The organism is Virgibacillus sp. 6R, assembly GCF_001895305.1.
Taxonomy (GTDB): Bacteria; Bacillota; Bacilli; order Bacillales; family Amphibacillaceae; genus Virgibacillus; species Virgibacillus pantothenticus.
The window spans coordinates 4,731,716-4,749,385 of the sequence record NZ_CP017762.1 but is presented as its reverse complement, the minus strand read 5'-3'; the positions used below and the strand labels follow the sequence as shown (position 1 = coordinate 4,749,385).

Annotated in this window: 16 protein-coding genes and 1 other RNA gene; 10 read left to right on the top strand and 7 right to left on the bottom strand. The window is 38.1% G+C overall.

Going from position 1 to position 17,670, the window contains the following annotated elements; all coding sequences use genetic code 11:
* The 5 genes from rnpB to BKP57_RS21535 form a co-directional block, all read left to right on the top strand.
* Nucleotides 1-262: RNase P RNA component class B (gene rnpB, locus BKP57_RS21555), an RNA gene on the top strand; the annotation flags it as partial.
* A 229-nt stretch (nucleotides 263-491) separates the two neighbouring features.
* The gene (locus tag BKP57_RS21550) at nucleotides 492-1,628 is read left to right on the top strand and encodes a THUMP domain-containing class I SAM-dependent RNA methyltransferase (protein ID WP_050352911.1); all 1,137 of its coding nucleotides are present in this window, start codon (nucleotides 492-494) and stop codon (nucleotides 1,626-1,628) included.
* Nucleotides 1,629-1,630: 2 nt separating this feature from the next.
* Complete coding sequence (locus tag BKP57_RS21545) at nucleotides 1,631-3,127, top strand: carboxypeptidase M32 (RefSeq protein WP_050352910.1); 1,497 nt, start codon at nucleotides 1,631-1,633, stop codon at nucleotides 3,125-3,127.
* Nucleotides 3,128-3,264: 137 nt separating this feature from the next.
* Nucleotides 3,265-4,353 carry a type III polyketide synthase gene (locus BKP57_RS21540; protein ID WP_050352909.1) on the top strand — a complete coding sequence of 363 codons (1,089 nt, stop codon included), beginning with the start codon at nucleotides 3,265-3,267 and terminating at the stop codon, nucleotides 4,351-4,353.
* Nucleotides 4,353-4,862, top strand: a complete 510-nt coding sequence (locus tag BKP57_RS21535; protein ID WP_050352908.1) for an isoprenylcysteine carboxyl methyltransferase family protein — start codon at nucleotides 4,353-4,355, stop codon at nucleotides 4,860-4,862. The genes BKP57_RS21540 and BKP57_RS21535 overlap by 1 nt, the downstream gene beginning before the upstream one ends.
* Before the next feature lie 302 nt (nucleotides 4,863-5,164).
* On the opposite strand, the gene BKP57_RS21530 is transcribed toward BKP57_RS21535, so the two are convergent.
* The 6 genes from BKP57_RS21530 to BKP57_RS21505 all read right to left on the bottom strand — a co-directional run bounded on the left by BKP57_RS21530 (nucleotide 5,165) and on the right by BKP57_RS21505 (nucleotide 11,565).
* Nucleotides 5,165-6,856, bottom strand: a complete 1,692-nt coding sequence (locus BKP57_RS21530; protein WP_072742346.1) for a b(o/a)3-type cytochrome-c oxidase subunit 1 — start codon at nucleotides 6,854-6,856, stop codon at nucleotides 5,165-5,167.
* Nucleotides 6,856-7,359, bottom strand: coding sequence for a cytochrome c oxidase subunit II (locus tag BKP57_RS21525; RefSeq protein ID WP_072742345.1), 504 nt, complete (start codon nucleotides 7,357-7,359; stop codon nucleotides 6,856-6,858). The genes BKP57_RS21530 and BKP57_RS21525 overlap by 1 nt, the downstream gene beginning before the upstream one ends.
* A 20-nt stretch (nucleotides 7,360-7,379) precedes the next feature.
* Nucleotides 7,380-7,526, bottom strand: coding sequence for a cytochrome c oxidase subunit 2A (locus BKP57_RS21520; protein WP_072742344.1), 147 nt, complete (start codon nucleotides 7,524-7,526; stop codon nucleotides 7,380-7,382).
* 678 nt (nucleotides 7,527-8,204) lie between these two features.
* On the bottom strand, nucleotides 8,205-8,879 hold the full coding sequence (locus BKP57_RS21515) for a queuosine precursor transporter (RefSeq protein ID WP_050353542.1): 675 nt from the start codon (nucleotides 8,877-8,879) through the stop codon (nucleotides 8,205-8,207).
* Between the two features lie 449 nt (nucleotides 8,880-9,328).
* Nucleotides 9,329-11,065, bottom strand: coding sequence for a SulP family inorganic anion transporter (locus BKP57_RS21510; protein ID WP_072742343.1), 1,737 nt, complete (start codon nucleotides 11,063-11,065; stop codon nucleotides 9,329-9,331).
* A gap of 299 nt (nucleotides 11,066-11,364) precedes the next feature.
* Nucleotides 11,365-11,565 carry a cold-shock protein gene (locus BKP57_RS21505; RefSeq protein WP_050352904.1) on the bottom strand — a complete coding sequence of 67 codons (201 nt, stop codon included), beginning with the start codon at nucleotides 11,563-11,565 and terminating at the stop codon, nucleotides 11,365-11,367.
* Between the two features lie 316 nt (nucleotides 11,566-11,881).
* Here BKP57_RS21505 and BKP57_RS21500 point away from each other — a divergent pair, with 316 nt between their 5' ends.
* The 3 genes from BKP57_RS21500 to BKP57_RS21490 are packed head-to-tail and all read left to right on the top strand — an operon-like array spanning nucleotide 11,882 to nucleotide 14,694.
* Nucleotides 11,882-13,552: a formate--tetrahydrofolate ligase gene (locus BKP57_RS21500; protein ID WP_050352903.1), complete on the top strand. Its 1,671-nt coding sequence runs from the start codon at nucleotides 11,882-11,884 to the stop codon at nucleotides 13,550-13,552.
* Nucleotides 13,552-14,160, top strand: a complete 609-nt coding sequence (locus BKP57_RS21495) for an HD domain-containing protein (protein WP_072742342.1) — start codon at nucleotides 13,552-13,554, stop codon at nucleotides 14,158-14,160. The genes BKP57_RS21500 and BKP57_RS21495 overlap by 1 nt, the downstream gene beginning before the upstream one ends.
* Before the next feature lie 15 nt (nucleotides 14,161-14,175).
* A complete protein-coding gene (locus BKP57_RS21490; protein ID WP_050352901.1) occupies nucleotides 14,176-14,694 on the top strand; it encodes a GNAT family N-acetyltransferase in 519 nt (172 codons plus the stop codon).
* A 124-nt stretch (nucleotides 14,695-14,818) separates the two neighbouring features.
* On the opposite strand, the gene BKP57_RS21485 is transcribed toward BKP57_RS21490, so the two are convergent.
* The gene (locus tag BKP57_RS21485; RefSeq protein WP_050352900.1) at nucleotides 14,819-15,862 is read right to left on the bottom strand and encodes a C40 family peptidase; all 1,044 of its coding nucleotides are present in this window, start codon (nucleotides 15,860-15,862) and stop codon (nucleotides 14,819-14,821) included.
* A gap of 191 nt (nucleotides 15,863-16,053) precedes the next feature.
* On the opposite strand from BKP57_RS21485, the gene BKP57_RS21480 reads away from it, so the two are divergent.
* Together BKP57_RS21480 and BKP57_RS21475 are read left to right on the top strand one after the other, a co-directional pair.
* Nucleotides 16,054-17,010 (top strand): thymidylate synthase, encoded by a 957-nt coding sequence (locus tag BKP57_RS21480; protein ID WP_050352899.1) that lies wholly within the window; start codon nucleotides 16,054-16,056, stop codon nucleotides 17,008-17,010.
* An 18-nt stretch (nucleotides 17,011-17,028) separates the two neighbouring features.
* Entirely contained in the window at nucleotides 17,029-17,520 is a 492-nt protein-coding gene (locus tag BKP57_RS21475; RefSeq protein ID WP_050352898.1) for a dihydrofolate reductase, read from the top strand.
* Nucleotides 17,521-17,670 lie beyond the last annotated feature (150 nt).

Sequence of the window (17,670 nt, the reverse complement as noted above, 5' to 3'; positions counted from 1 at the left end):
CGGCAGGCCAACTACCTACGTCCTGTAATTGGATATGGAAGCGGCCTTGAAAGTGCCACAGTGACGAAGCTGATTGGGAAACCTTTCAGGTGGAACGAGGTAAACCCCGCGAGTGAGCAACCCAAATAATGGTAGGGGCATCTTCTAGTAGGGAACAGGAACCGAACGAAGGACAAGCTAAGCTTGTAGATAGATGATCACAACCGGAGTACGAGGTTGACCACCGTTTGCAGTACAATGGTACAGAACATGGCTTATCGAGTATTTAACAGGTCAGAATAAATGAGAAACAGCCTTTCTTTTGTTACTTTGTAGTAACAGAAGAGAGGCTTTTGTTTTTTGTAGATGGATAGAGAGTATCCTTTAGCGCTCATCGATATTTGCTATCAAACCGATCATATTTTCTCTTGTTTAAACGAATATCCTTTCATGATGGATAAGAAAATATGGTAAACTAAAACAACAAATAGTCATCGAAAGGACGTTTTTATATGCAGACAGTTACTTTAATTGCCACTGCGGCAATGGGATTAGAATCCGTTGTTGCTAAAGAAGTGAAAAATTTAGGATATGACGTACAAGTGGATAATGGAAAAGTCCAATTTGAAGCACCTATAAACGCCATTCCTCGCTGTAACCTATGGCTACGTTCTGCGGATCGGGTTAAATTATTGGTTGGTACCTTCAAGGCAACTTCATTTGACGATTTATTTGAAGGAACAAAAGCGTTGCCGTGGGAGCTTTACATCGATGAAAATGGCCAAATTCCCGTAATTGGAAAATCGGTGCATTCACAATTACATAGTGTTCCAGATTGTCAAAAAATAGTTAAAAAGGCGATTGTTGAGCGCATGAAATTAAAATATGGCATGGTTTCCAAGCTACCTGAAACGGGATCCATGTATCGTGTAGAAATTGCCTTATTAAAAGATGAAGCAACACTGACCATTGACACTTCAGGTACTGGACTACATAAACGAGGTTATCGCGTTGGACAAGGTGAAGCTCCCCTAAAAGAAACATTAGCTGCATCTTTAGTGTTATTGACAAATTGGCATCCAGACGAACCTTTTATAGATCCATTTTGCGGATCGGGTACAATCCCCATCGAAGCCGCGATGATTGGACAGAACATTGCTCCTGGATTTAACCGAGAATTTGCCTCGGAAGGATGGTCGTTTGTGAAACAAAAGTATTGGGATCAAGCATTTGAGGAAGCAGAGGATGTAGCAAACTACAACCAGCCTTTGGATATTACTGGATCGGACATTGACCATAAAATGATTGAAATTGCAAAGCAAAACGCACTTGAAGCAGGGCTAGGCGAGCTGATTTATTGGAAACAAATGCAAGTAAGTGACCTGACGTTCAAACAGTTAAATGGTTATATTGTCAGTAATCCACCATATGGTCAACGACTCGGTGATGAAAAAAAAGCAGCAGAAATTACAAAACAATTAGGTTCCATCATGAAAGAGCATCCCACCTGGAGCGTTTATATTATAACTGCTTTTGATCAATTTGAAGCGGCTTATGGAGCGAAAGCAACGAAAAAACGGAAATTATTTAATGGCTATCTTCGCACGGATTATTATCAATACTTCGGTAAGAAACAGAAAGGAGACTAATTATGAACATAAACGAAAAAGAACAACAATTTAAAACATACCTAGCAGAAATCGACTACTATAGAGAAGCTCTTATGCTTATACATTGGGATATGCGGACAAAAATTCCAAATAAAGGTGTAGAACAGCGCTCAGAAGTTGCTGGATTTTTAGGAGAAAAAATTCATCAATTACAAACTTCAAACCAAATGGAAGAGTTCATCGGTGAACTTAAACATCGTTCGGAGGACCCAATTCTTGTTAAAACACTTGAAGTTTGTGAAGAAGAATTGGAAAGAAATAAACAAATTCCTCATCCATTGTATAAAGAATTTATGATAACACAAACTAAAGCAGAAGCGATTTGGCAACAGGCAAGAGAGGATGCAGACTTTAACTTATTTCAGCCATATCTAAAAAAGCTTGTAGATTATAACCGTGATTTTGCTTCCTATTGGGGCTATGAAGATAATATATATGATGCGTTGCTCCATAAATTTGAGCCTGGCGTCACCGTGGAAACATTGGACCATGTATTTCCAGATTTAAGAAAATCTTTGCTATCTCTTTTAGAAAAAGTGCAAGCAAGTGCAGTAAAACCTGATCCTAGTTTAGTCCAATTCCATTTTCCTAAACAGGATCAAGCAAGTTTTACAGAACAACTGCTTAAACAGATGGGATATGATTTTCAATCTGGTCGCTTAGATGAGACTGTACACCCGTTCGCCATTACTCTAAGTCTAAGTGATGTGCGATTAACAACACGCTATGACGAAAAAGATTTTCGAATGGCCGTGTTTGGGACGATTCATGAGGGAGGACACGGTTTATATGAACAAAACATAGATCCTCGTTTAGTTCGAACGCCATTAGCAACTGGCGCTTCCATGGGCATCCATGAGTCGCAATCCTTATTATGGGAGAATTTTATCGCAAGAAGCTATCCGTTTTGGCAGAAAAACTATGATCTATTTTTACGCTATGCACCGCATACATTTCAAAATGTAGAATTAGAAGCATTTTATCAAGCAATCAACGAAGTGAAGCCATCCTTTATCCGAATTGAAGCAGATGAATTAACGTATCCACTACATATAATGATTCGATATGAGTTGGAAAAAGCGCTTATAAACAAAGAAATCACAGTAGAAGATTTGCCACATTTATGGAATGAAAAAATGAAGGATTATCTTGGTATTGTGCCTTCAACAGATCGAGAAGGGGTGCTACAAGATATCCATTGGGCAGGTGGGGATTTCGGCTATTTTCCTTCATACGCTTTAGGCTACATGTATGCAGCGCAAATACACCATACGTTGTCGCAAACACTGGATGTAGAAAACCTGGTTCAAACTGGCGATTTAACCCCTATCAAAGATTGGCTAGGAAAATCAATTCACCAGTATGGAAAGATGAAAAAACCATTAGAGATTTTAACAGATGTAACGAAAGAATCGTTAAACCCTGATTATTTAATCCAGTACTTACAGAAAAAATATGGCGCTATCTATCAATTTTAAGGTTGAGTCAGCTTTAAATAATGGATGATAGCGGATCATGCTGTAGGCAATGGAAGTATTTTTTTCAATAAGGATTATGGATTGTATTCACAGGGAGTAATAGCGATTATTCGTTGATGCTAAAGGAGATTTAGAACATGGCGTATATTTGTTCTGTTGGACTTGGAATACCAGACTATCATCTTAGTCAACAATATATCAAGCAAATGGTTCAGCAAATCTTTACTTTTTCGGAACGAGAAATCAATCGATTGCTCCCTGTTTTTGATCACGCGCAAATAGAACAACGACAGTTTGCTGTCTCGTCTGATTGGTTTTTAGAAGAGCATTCGTTTCAAGAACGAAATGATTTATACCTTAAACTGGCAAAAGAATTTGCATTAAAAGCAGTTGATGACTGCTTGTATCAAGATAATTTCTTGTCACACCCTATTGCTTATCAGGATATTGATATGATTATTTTTGTATCAAGTACTGGTGTAGCTACCCCGTCATTAGATGCCCACCTTATCAATGAACGCCCATTTAGACAGGATGTACAGCGTATGCCCTTATGGGGCTTAGGATGTGCTGGTGGTGCCATAGGTTTGGCTAGAGCAAATGACTGGCTGACGGCGAATCCAGAAAAATGTGCGCTTGTTATTTGCTGTGAATTATGTAGTTTAACATTTCAAAAAGGGGATCTGAAGAAAAGCAATCTTATTGGTACTGCTTTGTTTGGGGATGGAATTAGCGCAGCACTCCTTGTTGGAGAACAATCCTCACTAGTGCAACGTCGTCAAAACGCTGTTCCGCGCCTCCTTCATTCCTATTCCTATACCAAAAAAGGCAGTCTTTCGGTAATGGGATGGCAAATAACGAATACGGGATTTGAAGTGATTTTTTCTAAAAGTATACCAGCTTTAGTAGAAAACTTTTGGCAGGAACATATACAGTTGTTTTTTGAACAACATCACTTAGCCGCAAATGATATTTCTGCTTTTATTGCTCATCCAGGTGGGAAGAAAGTCATTGAAGCGATGCAAAAGGTACTTCAAGTAGATGCTAAGAAATTTCAACACTCAACCGCCATATTAAAAAGCCATGGCAATATGTCTTCAGCAACCGTTCTTTATGTCCTTCGATCCTGGATGGAAGAAGCTGTTTATACTAAAGAAAAAAGTGTCCTATCTGCGCTTGGGCCAGGATTCAGCTCTGAGTTAATTTTAATGGAGTGGATGCATTAATGCCAATCTATCTGTGGGCTGTTTTGGTGATGATTATTCTACAGCGTCTGGTGGAGCTTGTTATTGCACGCAGCAATGAAAACTGGATGAAGCAACGAGGGGGAGTGGAAAAAGGAGCAGCGCATTATAAATGGTTTGTTATAGTGCATACATTGTTTTTTGCATCATTAATCACGGAAGTATTACTCCGTAATCAGCAAAGCTTCTCCTTTAATTACTTTTTATTTGCAGTTTTTTTATTGACACAAATTGGACGTATTTGGTGCATAGCCACTTTAGGCAGGTTTTGGAACACGAAAATTATTATTTCCCCGCAGTTTGATGTCGTCAAGCGAGGACCATACAGATATATGAAGCACCCTAACTATCTGATTGTAGGTATTGAATTGCTTGTCATTCCTTTACTGTTTGGAGCTTGGTATACAGCAATGGTGTTTCCGATGTTACACGTTTTATTGTTATACGTTCGAATTCCGATAGAAGAAAAGGCAGTCTATGAACATAATTGAGGTTGGGACACAAGTAAAAAGTGTAATGCTAAAGACGTAGACGAACAAAAGTTACTAAAGCTCCGGAAATATACTTTGCGCAGCTTACTTAATGCCGGCGGGTAAGCCTCCTCACTCTCTCGCACTGGGGAGTTCACCCAAGACTCTTCCTCCTGATTCTACGTATATTTCCGGAGCGAGTTAGTTAATACCAACTATAATAGCTAGTTGATCGAATTTTAGATTGATGAAATAATTTTGCACCAGCCTCACTTTTAGTTACACGCATACGAAGCTAGAAGAAACAGACAGCTTTTTACGCCTCACTGATTGCCTATAGGCCAATCAAATGGTGGCGACCCCGGTGGGGAATGCTGAATAATATCAATAAATGGGACCGTATAGGCAAATAGAATCAGTAATACAGTTATTCCAATCCATAGCTTCCAATTCTCCATAAATTTAGGAGTTGGTTTTGCATTAGCTTCTTCTTCTGCAATCGGAAATGCTTCTTTTCCTGTCGGTGCGAAAAAGGCTAACTTGATAACAATATATACCATAAGAAGAATACCGATGAACAGGATGGTACCTCCTATAGCTTGAGCAATTTGATAGCCTAGCCAATCAGCAGCCTGCTCTGTTCCGCCATATTCTGAATACGAGGACCGCCTTGGCCCACCTAACAGCCCTTGTATATGCATGGAACCAGACATAATTGCCATGCCAACGATCCAAATAATAGACTGTATAATACCTAATTTGTTTATAGACGGTGTAAGTTTTCTACCTGTTAAGTGGGGAATTAACCAATAACTAACCCCAAAGAAAGTTAACATAACGGTCGTTGCTACAGTCAAATGGAAGTGACCGGTAACCCACATCGTATTATGAACAACTGCATTCATTTGGTGTGAAGCATTGATAATTCCGCCAGCACCACCTGGAATAAATGCCAACATGCCTAGCATCGGGGCTAAAAAACGAACATCTTTCCAAGGTAAATGTCTAAACCAACCGAATAGTCCTCCAAAGCCTTTTTTTCGCCCAGTTATTTCGAAAGTAGCAAATAATGAAAATGCGGTCATTAGAGTTGGGATAACTACCATAAATGTAAGCACAACTTGAATGAACTTCCAAACGGGATCAATTCCTGGTTCTGTAAGCTGATGGTGAAAACCAACTGGAATAGAGAAAAATAAGAATAGAATAAAAGATAATCTCGCTAATGAATCACTAAAAATTTTTCCTCCAATGATTTTAGGAATGATTGCATACCAAGCCATATAGGCAGGTAAAAGCCAGAAATATACGAGTGGATGACCGAAATACCAAAATAAAGTTCTGCTTACTAGCACGTTGATCGTTTCCGCGTATCCTAGAGACCATGGAATAAATTGCACCAGAACAGCTGCAGCAACACCAAGCGAAGCAATAATCCACATGATCATATTAATGGTTACCATAAATGCTAAAAGTGGAGATTTCTCATGGGGATGAGCTCTTTTCCATACATAAACTTGCCGGAAATTAACTATACCTGCAACCCAACTGCCAACAATAACTAAAGCAAGCCCAATATAAAATAAAGGGTGTGCTTTTAAAGGTGCATAAAACGTATATAAAACACTTGCTTTACCTAACAAAATCATCGCCGCTGTCATAATGGTACCAATTAACATAATCCAAAAGCTAAGCCAGGCAGCTTTTCTTTGTTTCATGGATATGCCAACGGTTTTTCCCATTAAAGCAAATTGAAACCCAATGATAAAAAATGTCGTTAAGACGAGTGCTAAAATGACGCCATGAACGGTTAGTACTTGATAATAGTCAATACCCCAAGGTAGTGTAATCGTTCCAGAACGGACAAGTGTTTGCAAAAGTCCCATCAAACCGCCGATGAATAAAGAAATAAATGCAACCGATATAAATGCCATATACAATCTGGCTTCTTTCTTTGTAATAGGGAACTGCTTAGGAATTATATGAACAGCGCTCATTGTCTTTTTTATCGCCATTATTCTGTCACCTCCACAGTAGCATACATTAAATGATGACCGACACCACAATATTCATTACATACAACGGTATATTCTCCAGGTTTTTTCATGACCGTTTCCATTCTACTAATATATCCTGGTTCTACCATCATATTAACGTTTGTTCCTGAGACATTAAATCCATGAACGACATCTTTCGTTGTAATTTGGAATAATACCGTGGAACCTTTTGGGATGGTTAATTTTTTAACCGGCTTACCATCTTCATCTACACCCAAATCATAATGGAATGCCGATGCAGCGATGTTGACAATATATTTATCATCATCTACCTTCGTTAAGCCAAGGTTTTCTGGTTGAAATGCTTCATGCGCCTCAATATTTTCCGGATCAATCGTTGCCCCATGACTTTGTGGATGTGTGCCTTTCCAAAAAGCCCCAAACCCTAAAACGGCCAAAAATAAGGCCAATGAGCCAATACCAAATATTAACCATATTTTTTCGTATTTGTGTAAATGCATTCCCATCACTCCTTTTCTCGTTACCGGTCAATAAAAATATAGAAAATACCCCCCCAAGCGACAATAATAAACAATCCAAGCAACAATACGGAAATCAATGTTCCTTTTAAATTTGGTTCTTGCGACTGTTGCTCCTCATTTATTTTCTTCTCGTTTAATTGACGCATTATATCCCTCCTTGCTATCCAAATTTAATCTAGTTTTATTATACAAGAGAGAAAGCAGCTAATCGTGGTTTTGAATGCGTTTTCATAATTTGTTCAATTATCTAATTTTTCCGCGATATAACAGTTTTCTATACTGATTCGTTTAAAAAGTATGTGACAAAAATATAACGAAATCGTTACTATTTAGTGTCTTTATCGTCTAATCCATCAACATGAACCAGTAAATGAATCTGTTTTAGGAAAAAAGGAGAGAAAGGGATTCGGATAATTTTGTCAATGAAACAGATAACGAGAATTAAACTTATCTAATAAAGCATATAAAACTTAAAGGAAAAGGAGAGGAGATTGCAATAGTTGAAGTTCAAGCTATAGCAAATACTATATAGCAAATAAGCCGAACAATCCATTTATCATTGTTCGGCTTATTTGCATTAAAAAATTTTTATCACCGCTATGTCAAAATATTTCGCTTTCCGCAGGTCTCTTCAGCTTCCTCGGAAAGCAAAAACCGCTTTCCTGTGGGATCTTCAGATCGCGCTGTTCCCGCAGGAGTCTACCTATTTTGACTACGCTAAAACTTGCATATACACAATTGGCTATTTATTGTTCGTTTTTTTCAGCCGCTTTAGTTATGTCCCAGCGTCTTTTGAAATCTAATATATAGTTCTTGGCACATCGTTAGTCCCGATCCATTTTTTTAGCGATATACATAAATGGCGTATCCATAATTGCTACAATGAACTTAATAATATACGTAGTAATAAAGATTTCAAAAAATATTTCAGTTGGATAGTTGCCATAAAACGCGATTGTACAGAATACAATTGTATCTAGCAATTGACTAATGCCGGTACTGCCATTATTTCGAATCCACAGATGTTTGTCAGCAGGAAATAGTTTTCTTAATTTATCATAAATCCACACGTCAAATGATTGACTAATGATATATGCTGCAAGGCTACCTGCAACAATTCGTGGAATTAAATCAAAAATCGTTGCTAAAGATTCATGCGCAAAATCATCTGCTCCTGGTTGAAATACCAGTGCTATCTGCATGATAATTGTCATTGCTAACAACGTAGCAAATCCCATCCATACTGCTTTTTTTGCTTCGTCTTTTCCATGCTTTTCATTAATAATGTCTGTTGCTAAATAAGCTGTACCGTATAAAATATTTCCAAGAGTAGCAGTAAGCCCGAAAAGCTCAACCGTTTTTAGTACTTGAATATTGGCAATGATCGTAGCCATTCCAATCCAAACATAAAGACCTGTTCTTCCAAACAAACGGTAAAACAATAATAGCATGGAAAAATTTACGAAAGCAAAAATAATCCAAATCCATTCGTTCGCCAACATAAATTCCTCCTTAGTTTTGGTAACGCGGGAGTTCTCGAACCGCGAAATACAAATGCTATTATACGTAGCTTCGTATCAAAATGCAATAATCTTTAATTTCATAATTTTAGTTATAGGACCTGTTTATGTAAGAACAGACACTTAATAAAAGAAAGCTAGGACATAACTAAACGAGTAACCAAAAGGCGAATGATGAACTTCTTTAGTTTTAGAAATATACGTAAACGCTGCTCGGGAGAAAAAGTATTGGTGAGACACAACAGCATTAGCACGAGGATGCTCACCAGTTGCCCTAAGGTGCGCGAAGTATATTTCACGAGCAGGTTATTTACACCATCCATCATGTCTATATAGTTCGGTACTTTGTTAAAGATACTTTTGTCCTAGCTTCTTTCGACGTTTCAAAATATAAAAAACGATTGATATTTTATTACGTTAATTTGTAGTTATTGTTCCGCCGATGAAACAGGTATATCAGTACTTTGCTTAAATGCTTTACATGTTGTTCGATTTTCTTTCGAGCAAATAGAACACTTGTTAACTTCTATGAGCTGCAGTCCAAGATTAACCGCTTCTTCTGAATGACTGAAGATATGGTGTTGCCCAATTTTATGCAACAGACCACTTGCTTTCATCATAGCCAGCACATCTGAATTCGCTTCTGAGATAATGATAGTTCCACCCATATTTTTAAAATCTGTAACAAGAGCGTCCAAATTAGCTGCACCTGTAGCATCCAATATGGAAACATGTTTCATTTTTAAAATTAGTACAGTTGGACGTTGGTTTATGGAACGTGTAATAATGGATTCGAATTTATCTGCAGCTCCAAAAAATAATGCTCCGCCAACCGTGTAAAATGAAAGCTTGGGACATGTAGAGCTCCAAGTGTCCAAATGATCATTCATTGTTGTTTCTTTCATTTTATCAGGAATGACTTTTTCTACTTGTAGTACTTCACTCATCCGTTTAATAAACGACACCATTGCAAGCAATAAACCAATTTGTACAGCTGTAGTAAGATTAACGAACACCGTCAATAAAAAAGTGACTACTAATACAAGTGAATCTCCTGATTTTAGTTTAAGGATATGGGTGAACGATTTATATTCACTCATATTGTAAGCAACAACCATTAAGATAGGAGCCATACTTGCTAAAGGGATATTGGAAGCGAAAGGTGCGAATAAAAGCAATATAATCAAAACAAAGACACTTTGAAAAATCCCTGAATACGGACTAACAGCTCCACTTTTTATATTAGTAGCCGTTCTAGCAATGGCACCTGTTGCAGGTATACCACCAAACATAGGGGTAACCATATTTGCGATTCCCTGACCAACCAACTCCCGATTTGAGTTATGCTTTGTTCCTGTCATTCCATCTGAAACGACTGCGGATAACAGTGATTCTATTCCTCCAAGCATAGCAATAACAAAAGCAGGCTGCCAAAGTTCCAGGATAGTCTCCCAAGTAATATTTGGTAATTGAAAACGAGGTAAGGATTGGGGAATGCCACCAAAGGATGTGCCGATGGTCGCTACTTCAGCAGGATAGAACACTATGGCAACAGCAGTTGGAAAAATTAACGCTACTAACAGAACAGGGACCTTTGGAAATAATTTCGGGATATAGATGATAGCGAATAAACCGATAATGGCTGTAAATACACTATACCAATTAACAGCAGTTATATGTTCAGCAATTTGGATCATATTTTCATGAAAGTATTGCTTTTTTTCAAGCTCTTCAAGGCCGAGGAAATTACCAATTTGACCACTAAATATAATGACAGCGATCCCTGAAGTAAATCCAATCGTTACGGATCTAGGAATAAATTGAATCAATTTCCCGAACTTAAATATCCCCATCAGCAAGAGCATAATTCCTGCTAAAAATCCAGCAACTAATAACTTCTCATAACCGTACTCTAAAACAATAGCTAGTAAAATCGGAATAAATGCTCCGGTTGGTCCGGCAATTTGAAATCGGGAGCCTCCAAAAAGCGCAACTAACAATCCAGCAAAAATGGTTGTATATATACCGTATTCAGGCTTGACACCAGAAGCAATAGCAAACGCCATCCCAAGAGGAATGGCCACAATCCCTACTGTTAAACCTGCAATGATATCACGCTTTATATCAGCTAGTGATAAACCCTTATAACGATCGTCTTTAAACAAATTATCTGATCTCTCCTAATAATATTATTTTGTGAAGTTCTAAGCAGTTTGTGAATGAAAGGGACAACCATCAAGAAATTCGTGGGGGACGATATATGGAAGTGCATTTATGTATCATCATTAGAAATAGGTCGATATTAAAATGACGTACCCTAAGTTAAACTTCTTGAACTGCCTTTATCTAAAGCGAACACGAAAAAAGCCACTCACTTTGTAGAGTGACAACGTCTAACGACTCAGTCGCAAAAAAAGCGGCAATCTAACGAAAAGATTACCGCTTTATCTATGTGGTTGGCTCGTTATTTTTTTACTACATTAGCTGCTTGTGGTCCACGTTCGCCTTCAACGATATCAAAAGCCACTTCTTGACCTTCTTCAAGTGTTTTAAATCCTTCTTCTTGAATTGCTGAGTAATGTACAAAGACATCGTTTCCTTCTTCTTGCTGAATAAATCCATATCCTTTTTCAGCGTTAAACCATTTTACTACTCCGTTTTCCATCTATTAATCCTCCTAAAATGCTTCACGTTCCCTTTGAAAAACGTGGTAATGCAAAGCAGATAACAGAACATAAGAATAGACAGCTTCTATAGAAGTGTAGGATCACTTTAACACCCACTTCTATAGAAGCTGCCTGCATGAATGAATCCGTACATCTTCTTTGCTTGTTTCTAATATAGCTCATTTAACTGGTTGCGTCAAGAAAAGAGAAGGGGATAACTCGACATTTTTTCAAATTCCCGTTATCATTTAAGTGAATCATATCAGGAATGAAAGCGATTGCTAAACTTTCACAAAGAAAAGGGGTCGTAATACCATGAATAAAGATATCGAAATAGCCCAACAAACAACCTTAGAGCCGATACATAACATTGCCGAACAACTTCATTTAACTAGAGAAGACTGGGAGCCTTATGGCCAGACGAAAGCTAAATTGTCGGAACAACTTTTTGAAAAATTAAAACATAAAAAGAGCGGTAAAATTATACTAGTTACATCGATTAATCCGACGCCTGCCGGTGAGGGAAAATCAACCGTAACAGTTGGATTAGGACAAGCACTCAACCAGATTGGGAAAAAAGCGATTATTGCACTTCGCGAGCCTTCACTAGGTCCGGTCATGGGTCTCAAAGGTGGGGCGGCTGGTGGGGGATATTCTCAAGTTTTACCGATGGAAGATATTAATTTGCATTTTACAGGCGACATTCATGCGATTACTACAGCTAATAATGCCTTAGCAGCATTTATTGATAACCATATTCATCGAGGAAATACGTTGCAAATTGATGCGCGGAGAATTGAATGGAAACGTGTATTAGATATCAATGATCGCGCTTTACGTCAGACCATTATCGGATTAGGCGGTCCAAAGCAAGGAGTTCCAAGAGAGGATGGCTTTACGATTACCGTCGCTTCTGAAATTATGGCTGTTCTTTGCTTGGCTACAGACTTACAAGATTTAAAGCAGAAGTTAGCTGCCATTGTTGTTGGCTATACATTTGATAACCAACCTGTTACTGTAGGCGATCTGAAAGTAGAAGGAGCATTAACCCTATTATTGAAAGATGCGATGAAACCAAATCTTGTACAAACGACGGAAAACACTCCGGCAATCATTCACGGTGGTCCGTTTGCTAATATTGCACATGGTTGTAATAGTATTATAGCTACGAAAACGGCTGCTAAATTAGCTGATTATACTGTCACAGAGGCTGGATTTGGGGCTGATTTAGGAGCAGAAAAATATTTTCATATTAAGTCTCGTGCCGGAAATATTCAAACTTCAGCTGTTGTGATCGTTGCTACCGTACGAGCATTAAAAATGCATGGTGGTATTGCAAAGGATAAGTTAGCTACGGAAAATATAGCAGCTTTAGAAGCTGGTATGGATAATTTACAAAAACATATTGAAACAATTCAAGCGTTTCATGTCCCATTTGTTGTGGCTATCAATCAATTTCCAACCGATACAGAGCAAGAAACGACCTTTATTCAAGAGTGGTGCCAAGAGCGAGGATATGAGGTCGCGCTAACCACCGTTTGGGCAGATGGTGGAAAAGGGGGAATAGATTTAGCTGAAAAAATAATCGCCAAAGCAGATGGCTTCAACAGTACTTACCAGCCTTTGTATGACCTGGATGAGCCATTAACAGAAAAAATGAGGAAAGTTGCTCAGAAAGTATATGGTGCACATGATATCGAACTCACTAAAAGCGCCCAGGAGCAATTGCGCTTCTTTGAAGAACAAGGTTGGAGCAATTTACCTGTCTGTATGGCTAAAACACAATATTCGTTATCAGATAATCCAGCTTTATTAGGTAGACCAACTGGATTTACAATTACGATTAGAGAACTACGAGCTTCAATCGGAGCGGGCTTTATCGTTGCCTTAACCGGTGATGTACTAACTATGCCTGGACTGCCTGCCAAACCAGCTGCGTTACAGATGGATGTGGGAGAGGACGGAAAAGCGAAAGGATTGTTTTAATGCAAGCGAAAGAACAGCTAACGGAGATGAAACATTTTGTACAGCGCTTATTTACGGATGATATTACCGGACATGATTATTATCATATGGAGCGGGTTGCTCATTTAGCTAGATTTATTGCTGAAGAAGAAGGGGCAGATTCATTTATTTGTGAAGCGGCTGCTTGGCTGCATGACGTAGGAGATGACAAATTGTTTCCTAAGCCAGTTGTGATCGAAAAAGAATTGGATGTTTTGCTGCAACAAATTTCTCTGTCACAGCAACAAATAAGAGCTATTAAACAAGCCATGCAGGACGTTTCCTTTCGTAAAGGAAAGACTCCCAAAACGCTGGAAGGAAAAGTGGTTCAAGATGCTGATCGATTAGATGCTATTGGTGCGATTGGCATCGCTCGCGCATTTGCCTATGGCGGTGCAAAAGGCCGCCCATTATATCATGAAGAAATAGACAACCATACGATTCAGCATTTTTATGATAAGTTATTACGTATTCAAGGCAAGTTGCATACAACAACGGCTCAAACTATTGCAGAAGATCGGCATCAAGTTTTAGAACGGTTCTTGGAACAGTTTTATCAGGAATGGAATTATACTCTTAAAAATGGATGATAGGTGTTGTAAAAGATGAATATTCGCTTAGCTAAGCTGAAAGATACGGATGCGGAAGCATTGCTAGCGTTTGAATACGAAAATCGTGATTTCTTCGAAAAGATGGTACCAACTCGTGGGGATGAGTATTATAATCTCATAGACTTTCTGAAAAGACATGAAGCACTATTGGGAGAGCAAAGCCTGGGGGTTTCCCACTTTTATTTAATAAAGGATGATAATGATAACATATTAGGAAGAATCAATATGGTTGATTTGGATGAGCAGCGACAAGGAGTACTTGGCTATCGAATCGGGCAGTCCTACACAGGAAAAGGGATAGCCACAAGGGCGTTACAGCTCTTAATCAAAGAAGCCATAGAATTAGGTATCAAGCAGTTATATGCTAAGACAACAAGCCATAATCTGCCATCGCAAAAAGTATTACAGAAAAATGGTTTTCATTATGAAAAAACCGACGCGGTTCCATTTGTTATGAATGGTGAGAAAGTGAAGTTTCTGTATTATAAATGGGTCAGTAATAAGAAAACATGATAAAAAGCGTTCGTATTATTCTTACAAGCAATAGAAAGAGCGTTTCATGCAAGGAATGGAGAACCATATTGCAAAAACGCTCTTTTACTATTACCTTTCATGTAGCAGCTACACGATAAATGGATCATTGCTTTACACGTGTAGCACCGATATAGCGTTCTTGCCAATAAGAATTACTCATTTCACTTACTTCGACCCCTTTGGACTCACCAGCATGGATAAAACTGCCATTTCCGACGTAAATCCCCATATGCGATGGACCAGGCTTATATGTTTCAAAAAACACAAGATCCCCTACAGATGGTTCTGCAATGGGCTTTGAGAAATTGTAAATTTCACTAACGGTACGAGGAATAGTAATACCTTCTTCTTGGAATACATATTGAATAAATCCACTACAATCAAAGCCATTTGGAGACGTCCCTCCCCAAACATATGGTGTTCCCATTTGCGTACGAGCTGCTTCTACAATAGCTGATCCATTCATTCCTGCCGTGGTAGCTTTTTTAACTTCTTGTGGTTCCGGTTGCTCTGTTGCTTTCTTTGCTTCTGTTTTTTCTTCTGCTTGTTCTTTTGTTTTTTCTTTGGCTGCTTCGTTTGGAACTTTTTCTTCCGTAGACGCAGATGCAACAGGGGATGTTGCATGAATTAATGTTATCTCTTGCTCATCTTCAGCAATTTCCAATGCTTGTGTGGTTAAAGGACCGTATATCCCGTCTAACTCTCCTTCATAGTAATCGAAATATTGGAGTGCTTTTTGTACGAGTTTTACCTTTTCATGATGCATACCTGGGTAAATTTCTTTAGCGAAGGTTTCCAATTGTTGTTTATATTGCTTTTTCTCATTTTTTACGAGAGCTGTTAATGTTTCCTTATCTGCTTTTCCGTTTACGGATAATTCGTGGTCGGCTTGGAAATTCTTGAGGGCATGTTCTGTATAATGTTCAAAGGAGCCATCGATTGATTGATCAAAATAAGATAATGTATGTAGCTTTTTTTGGATGAAGCGGACCGCTTCTCCGTGCTCAGCAATTTCTAATTGAGGTGCTTCAAATTGGATTTTATTTTGCAATTCTGGATAAGCATCGACATAATTGATGACTGGCTGGGTAATAACAAATCCATAAAGCAAAGAGCGTTTCATTATGTGCTGCACATTGGCGTTCATAGACAAACTCCTCTCCAATTCAGGATCGTGTTGAAAAAATCAATCTTCTTTAAAACGACGGTATATGCCTATTAATAGAATTATGTAGTATTCTGCCAGTTATGAATTACGATTATATTACAACACATGGTCAAACTATATTTTTGTGGTACAATAAGACAGATAATCATTAGAAGTTTGGAGGAATACATATGTTTATCGGTGAAGAAGCTTATTTAAATTTATGCCAACATATTTTAACCAACGGTGTTCAAAAAGGAGACCGTACCAATACAGGCACTTATTCCATATTTGGTCACCAAATGCGCTTTAATTTAGAAACAGGCTTTCCTTTATTAACAACAAAGCGAGTACCATTTCGCTTAGTAGCCAGCGAGCTTCTTTGGTTCATAAAAGGGGATACAAATATCCGTTATTTATTACAGCATAATAATAATATCTGGAATGAATGGGCGTTTGAAAAGTGGGTAAACAGCGATGACTATTCTGGACCAGATATGCGTAATTTCGGTAATCGCTCGCAAACAGACCCAAAATTTAACAAACAATATCAGGAACAAATGGAAATTTTTAAGGAAAAAATCTTAACTGATGATAGCTTTGCTCACAAATATGGGGATTTAGGGGACGTGTATGGGAAACAGTGGCGTAAATGGAAAACATCCCAAAATGAAACGATTGATCAACTGCAAGATGTGATTGACGGAATAAAAAATAACCCGAATTCAAGAAGACATATTGTTTCTGCTTGGAACCCGGAAGATATTCCATCGATGGCACTTCCTCCATGTCATACCTTATTTCAATTTTATGTAGCAGATGGAAAGCTTTCCTGTCAATTATATCAACGAAGCGCGGATGTATTTTTAGGAGTTCCGTTTAATATTGCAAGCTACGCTTTATTAACTTATTTAATTGCTCATCAATGTAATTTGCAGCCAGGAGAATTTGTTCATACGTTAGGAGACGCACATATTTACCTTAATCATGTTGAACAAGTAAAGACACAACTGGCACGAGAGATGAAGCAAATGCCACAGCTTGAACTTAATAAACAAAAGACATCTATTTTTGAGTTTGATCTAGATGATTTTAAGCTTAAGGGATATGACCCTCATCCTGCAATTAAAGCACCAATCGCTGTTTGAAGGAAAGGAGTGCAAAACATGATATCATTATTAGTTGCAATGGATAAAAACCGAGTAATTGGCTTAAACAATAAACTTCCCTGGCATTTGCCAAAGGATTTGCGCTTTTTCAAAGAGACTACTATGAAACATACTGTTATTATGGGAAGGAAAACATTTGAATCGATTGGAAAACCACTTCCACACCGCAAAAATGTGGTACTGACGAAAAAGGGAGGAGACTTTCCAAAAGAAGTAGAAGTCATCCATGATCTGCAAACATTGTTACAATGGAATCAAGATCATCCAGACGAGGAATATTTTGTCATTGGGGGAGCTCATGTATTTAAACAAATAGTAGCAGAAGCAGATCGTATGTATATTACATGGATTGACCATTCCTTTACAGGCGATACGTATTTCCCTGCATTCTCTAAAGAAGATTGGCAGCTCGTATCAAAAGTTAAAGGAGATAAAGACGAAAAAAACCCCTATGATTATTACTTCTTACGATATGACCGTAAACGGTAACAAATATCTTTTATATATACTATGAAGCTTGTTTCCACATAGAAAAACATGTTACACTAAAGGCGTTCATAGAACATATGCAAGCACTAGAAAAGTAAGGATACAAGTGGCGCTAGCTTGAACTATATATCAAAATGCATAAATTGATCA

Coding starts and splice junctions, on each gene's coding strand:
- BKP57_RS21550 (WP_050352911.1), top strand. CDS start 492: ATGCAGACAGTTACTTTAATTGCCACTGCGGCAATGGGATTAGAATCC.
- BKP57_RS21545 (WP_050352910.1), top strand. CDS start 1,631: ATGAACATAAACGAAAAAGAACAACAATTTAAAACATACCTAGCAGAA.
- BKP57_RS21540 (WP_050352909.1), top strand. CDS start 3,265: ATGGCGTATATTTGTTCTGTTGGACTTGGAATACCAGACTATCATCTT.
- BKP57_RS21535 (WP_050352908.1), top strand. CDS start 4,353: ATGCCAATCTATCTGTGGGCTGTTTTGGTGATGATTATTCTACAGCGT.
- BKP57_RS21530 (WP_072742346.1), bottom strand. CDS start 6,856: ATGGCGATAAAAAAGACAATGAGCGCTGTTCATATAATTCCTAAGCAG.
- BKP57_RS21525 (WP_072742345.1), bottom strand. CDS start 7,359: ATGCATTTACACAAATACGAAAAAATATGGTTAATATTTGGTATTGGC.
- BKP57_RS21520 (WP_072742344.1), bottom strand. CDS start 7,526: ATGCGTCAATTAAACGAGAAGAAAATAAATGAGGAGCAACAGTCGCAA.
- BKP57_RS21505 (WP_050352904.1), bottom strand. CDS start 11,565: ATGGAAAACGGAGTAGTAAAATGGTTTAACGCTGAAAAAGGATATGGA.
- BKP57_RS21500 (WP_050352903.1), top strand. CDS start 11,882: ATGAATAAAGATATCGAAATAGCCCAACAAACAACCTTAGAGCCGATA.
- BKP57_RS21495 (WP_072742342.1), top strand. CDS start 13,552: ATGCAAGCGAAAGAACAGCTAACGGAGATGAAACATTTTGTACAGCGC.
- BKP57_RS21490 (WP_050352901.1), top strand. CDS start 14,176: ATGAATATTCGCTTAGCTAAGCTGAAAGATACGGATGCGGAAGCATTG.
- BKP57_RS21485 (WP_050352900.1), bottom strand. CDS start 15,862: ATGAACGCCAATGTGCAGCACATAATGAAACGCTCTTTGCTTTATGGA.
- BKP57_RS21480 (WP_050352899.1), top strand. CDS start 16,054: ATGTTTATCGGTGAAGAAGCTTATTTAAATTTATGCCAACATATTTTA.
- BKP57_RS21475 (WP_050352898.1), top strand. CDS start 17,029: ATGATATCATTATTAGTTGCAATGGATAAAAACCGAGTAATTGGCTTA.